Source organism: Nitrososphaerota archaeon, from assembly GCA_011605775.1.
GTDB lineage: Archaea > Thermoproteota > Nitrososphaeria > Nitrososphaerales > JAAOZN01 > JAAOZN01.
In genome coordinates this window covers 1-2,851 of record JAAOZN010000067.1, presented here as the reverse complement: position 1 = coordinate 2,851, position 2,851 = coordinate 1, and the positions used below count along the sequence as shown (strand labels likewise).

Here is a 2,851-nt window from a genome sequence, read left to right as displayed (position 1 = left end):
CTCAAAAAGCTTAAGATTTCCATCAAAGCACCCGAAAGGGTATGAGCGTAGAAGAGGAGAAGCCAAAACGGAAGCCAGTAAGAAGAACTACAAGATCGACAAAGACTACAAGGGCTGCTAGTAAAGCAAAAAAGAAGGAGGAGAAACAGAAAGTTCAATTTAAGCCTCAAGGCGAAGCGCCTACCGCTATTGTTGTTAGGAAACACCATATGCTGGTTAAACAAAGAGTTGGCAGAGGCTTTTCTCTAGGCGAGTTAAAGGCAGTCGGGTTATCTGTGGAGTTGGCTCGCAGGTTAAAGCTGAAGGTTGATGAGAGGCGGTCCTCAGCCCATCGGTGGAACATTGAGGCTCTGCAGCAATACCTAGGTTTAAGTGCGTCTAGATAGGCGCTCATACATAAACAGATATTGTTGGGCGTACCCCGCGTATCTCCCAAAATATTCTATCATCGTCTTTCTAATCTTATTGTAACTTACCCTATCCAACGATCTTTTCGCTTTTAGGTTGGTGATGATTTTGTCGTCAAAGAGATGAGCATAGTTGTTTGCTATGCTTTGTCTAACCCAACGATCTATCGGAAAAGATTCAAGCTTATGGAAACCGAAAAGTAGGATGCAGTCAGCAGCCTTTTCCCCTACACCCTTAATCTTACTTCGCATGAGAAGAGCTCTTGCTGACTCGTAGCTCTCCTCAATTAAGTTAAGTATCAAGTCTTGTCTGCTAGCCACAATCTTAGCCGCCTCCAGCAACCAAGGAGCGCGGTAGCCAAAGCCAACACCTCTTAGGCCATCTTCTCCAAATTCTAGTACGGTTTGTGGTGTGGGGAAGGTATAAAGAGACACGCCATTAAGCATCTTTGCTGCGCCGATTTTTGCGCAGAGCTTGCTTAGGGTCTTTTCTACTCTTTTTATGCTTATGTTTGTTGCTGTGATAAATGAAAAGATGGTCTCCCAAGGATCCTGCCGAATTATTCTAAGCCCCTCATACTTCTTTAGCACCGCAGCTATAAACCTATCTCTGCTGATGGACTCGTAGATTGTGGAGAGATCGTCTTCTAACCCGAAGTATTTCAGAATAACTTCTTCACCTAACTCTGTTTCAGACTCGATTTGAAGCGTATCTTTGATCTGAGTCACCTTAACAGCAGTCGAACCTATCGTACCATACCAAGAGACGCCTAGTTTACGCCATCTGAATGTCTGGCCGGAATTTAAGGTATAATCGAGGCTAAATGGCTGTGAAAGGCTTACTTTAAGCAGCATAGGTATATTGTTAGGACATAAACTAATAAGGTTAGTCAGCGGGTAGGAAGGTGTTGCTGAATAACCACAGGAAGCGCGTCGCGGTAGACGTAGATGGGACATTAGCTGACGTTATGCCGATGTGGGTGAAGGTGTATAACGAAGAATACAGCAAGAACCTAGACTACAAGAGCATAAATAAATGGGCTTTCTGGAACGATCTCGGCATATCTACAAGCGAATTCTTCCGAATCTTCTCCAAAGCTTGGTCAAGGTGGGAGGAGATAAAACCTATGGAAGAGAATGTATCTGAGAACTTGAAGATACTGCATCAGCTCTGCTCAGTAGACGTTGTCACCGGGAGAACCAAGGATACTCTAAAATACGTCAAGAAGTGGTTGGAGAAGCATCAGATACCGTATGACCATTTTGTTGCAGTTTCTAGCTGGCAGCACAAGATCTACCTTCCATACGACTTCTACATAGATGATTCACCAGATTTAGCTCGGCTAGCAGCGCGAAGAAAGAAGATGATTCTACTATACAATCAACCTTGGAACACAGAGATTAAAGAAGGCGTTTGGGTTAAGCGTATCAATAATCTGAGCGAGGCTATCGAAATTCTTAAGAGATAAGGACGCTAAGCCCTACTTACTCTACGCACATCAAATACGATGGTAGAAGGCGGTAGATGCATCTCCAACATACGTTCAGGCGGGGGTATAAAATTTAAGACGTGTATGAGAGTAGCCTTCTTCTCCGACCTCCCTAGTGCTATCTCTTTTCGATCAAGTCTTATCTGAGGCTCGTACAAAACATCAAATTCGTGCCTATAGGTTTCGCCCCAAAATGTGAAACGATATTCTACATTTATGTAAGGGATAGATAGGTGGTAACGGTTAGGGTTCTTCGGCGAATGTAGGATGTCATCCTGCATATAAAGGCGTTTATGGAGCTCGTCGTAAAATGGTACTTTAGCGTAGACCGTAGCACGCTGATGCTTCCTATATGCGAGTACATCATACTTCTTGAATTCTTGATCTGGCAGCTGTGATAGACCATACTTACCATCATCTCTTTGCACCATCATCCTATTAACAACCACACGTAACTTAGACTCAATGATTCTCCTCAAGTTCTCCACAAACTGGTGTTCGTTACAGTCGTAGGTTGGCAAGCTTAACTAACCTTATCTCTTAGAGGGAAAAGGATGCTACGGATGGCTTCTATGGTCTTCTCCTTACCACAGATCGTAATAACAGGGTCTTTGAGATGATATAATCTTCCAATTTCATCAGATAGGGTTACCACCTCGTCTCCATTAGTATAGAGCCTTCTACGCCAGAACCTATTATCAGATACTACCGTTCCTTCAGAAGTTAGATTAAACCCCAACTCTAGTAACTTCGCTTCTACCGCTGCAGCTGGCGCTAAACTTGGCATCGACTTTAGTCTTAGTTCCCGCTTCCTCCCGCCACCCATGCCTAAAGCATGTTAGTAGAGGTTCCTAAAATGCTTAGCTGTCCACGATACACTTACCAACACCGCAACAGTTCTGCAGATTCTAACTTGCGCTTATCCTAAGCGTTTTCAAATCTGCATATTTCAGT

General features: G+C 43.7%; 5 protein-coding genes. 2 read left to right on the top strand and 3 right to left on the bottom strand.

Translation table 11 applies throughout. From position 1 onward, the window contains the following. The first annotated feature begins 41 nt into the window (after window positions 1-41). Window positions 42-386, top strand: a complete 345-nt coding sequence (locus HA494_06010; GenBank protein ID NHV97325.1) for a ribosomal protein L13e — start codon at window positions 42-44, stop codon at window positions 384-386. Here HA494_06010 and HA494_06005 read toward each other — a convergent pair. Beyond that, entirely contained in the window at window positions 369-1,262 is an 894-nt protein-coding gene (locus tag HA494_06005) for a hypothetical protein (protein ID NHV97324.1), read from the bottom strand. The genes HA494_06010 and HA494_06005 overlap by 18 nt on opposite strands. Window positions 1,263-1,315: 53 nt before the next feature. On the opposite strand from HA494_06005, the gene HA494_06000 reads away from it, so the two are divergent. Further along, on the top strand, window positions 1,316-1,876 hold the full coding sequence (locus HA494_06000; GenBank protein NHV97323.1) for a hypothetical protein: 561 nt from the start codon (window positions 1,316-1,318) through the stop codon (window positions 1,874-1,876). A gap of 5 nt (window positions 1,877-1,881) precedes the next feature. Here HA494_06000 and HA494_05995 read toward each other — a convergent pair whose 3' ends face one another. Both HA494_05995 and HA494_05990 read right to left on the bottom strand, forming a co-directional pair. Then, window positions 1,882-2,418 carry a hypothetical protein gene (locus tag HA494_05995; GenBank protein NHV97322.1) on the bottom strand — a complete coding sequence of 179 codons (537 nt, stop codon included), beginning with the start codon at window positions 2,416-2,418 and terminating at the stop codon, window positions 1,882-1,884. 2 nt (window positions 2,419-2,420) lie between these two features. After that, on the bottom strand, window positions 2,421-2,723 hold the full coding sequence (locus tag HA494_05990; GenBank protein NHV97321.1) for a hypothetical protein: 303 nt from the start codon (window positions 2,721-2,723) through the stop codon (window positions 2,421-2,423). Between the last annotated feature and the right edge of the window lie 128 nt (window positions 2,724-2,851).

What these genes read in the sequence shown, in the direction of transcription:
- HA494_05990 (NHV97321.1), bottom strand. Translation starts at nt 2,723, where the DNA reads ATGGGTGGCGGGAGGAAGCGGGAACTAAGACTAAAGTCGATGCCAAGT.
- HA494_06010 (NHV97325.1), top strand. Translation starts at nt 42, where the DNA reads ATGAGCGTAGAAGAGGAGAAGCCAAAACGGAAGCCAGTAAGAAGAACT.
- HA494_06005 (NHV97324.1), bottom strand. Translation starts at nt 1,262, where the DNA reads ATGCTGCTTAAAGTAAGCCTTTCACAGCCATTTAGCCTCGATTATACC.